Annotated in this window: 1 pseudogene; it reads right to left on the bottom strand. The window is 30.7% G+C overall.

Annotated features, from left to right (window positions below):
• Positions 1–621 (bottom strand): annotated as a pseudogene (locus tag OIO11_RS05865) (late control protein D); the annotation flags it as partial.
• Between the last annotated feature and the right edge of the window lie 336 nt (positions 622–957).

A 957-nucleotide genomic window follows, 5' to 3' on the forward strand; every position in this document is an offset into this window, starting at 1 on the left:
TATGTTCAATGCACTTGGGGTCATTTCTATTTCACTGCCGTGCTCTGTTCCAAAGTATCTCTTTGTTGTATCTGATGTCTTGGCACAGCTGCTTCCATTTGTTCTTACACAACCTGTTACAATTGGTAATTCGCTTGTTTCATCTGGGAAATATAGTCTTGCACTTGTTCCTACTATAGGCATTGAGTACATTGCATTTCCTGTTGGTGGTGCATATGGAAACCAGGAGGCTTCATTTTTATTTTGTTTTTCGTCTATATCTAAATGCAGCTTTACCTTTTCGCCTTCTACTTCAAGAACTTTTCCTTCAAGAGATGCTCCGCCAATAACTGAATTGTAAAGTTTTGCTTGCCATACTCCATTTTTTCTACATAATCTATATTTATAGATTACTTCATCTTTTAAAGCATAGGCTGAATATTGTTTTACATAAAGCTCCTTATTCTTAAAGTGAATATTATCTCCAATTTCATACTTTTCTCTTCTTTCTATTTCATAGTAGAAATAGTCTGTATCATTCCCACCTGCTTGGTGAAATCTTTTTAAATTCTTACAAGCTTTATAAGTGCTAATCTCTTCTAATTTATAACTTGCTTTATTAGGTCTGCCAAAATAAAGCATATTATTCGCTTCCATTATATCACAAAATAATTCTGATTTTAACTCACTTGCTATCCGTTTAATTTTTCAAAGTTAACAGTTAGAATTTTGGAATAAAATAATCTAAAAATAAAAATTCCTAGAACTCTCATCACTATCCTTTAATATTTCAGTTTATTCAATAAAAAAGCCTAACACCACAATTCAATTTGAACTGTATGATAGACTCTAAAGATAAATATTACTACTTCTATACCTAAATTCTTATTAATTTTTTAAACCTCTAACTATATCAATAGATAACCCAGTTTTAGTAGCTATTGTTTCATCATCTAATAACCCTAATAGATTTTTTGC

It is taken from the genome of Clostridium sp. ZS2-4, assembly GCF_026719745.1.
Lineage (GTDB): Bacteria > Bacillota > Clostridia > Clostridiales > Clostridiaceae > Clostridium_H.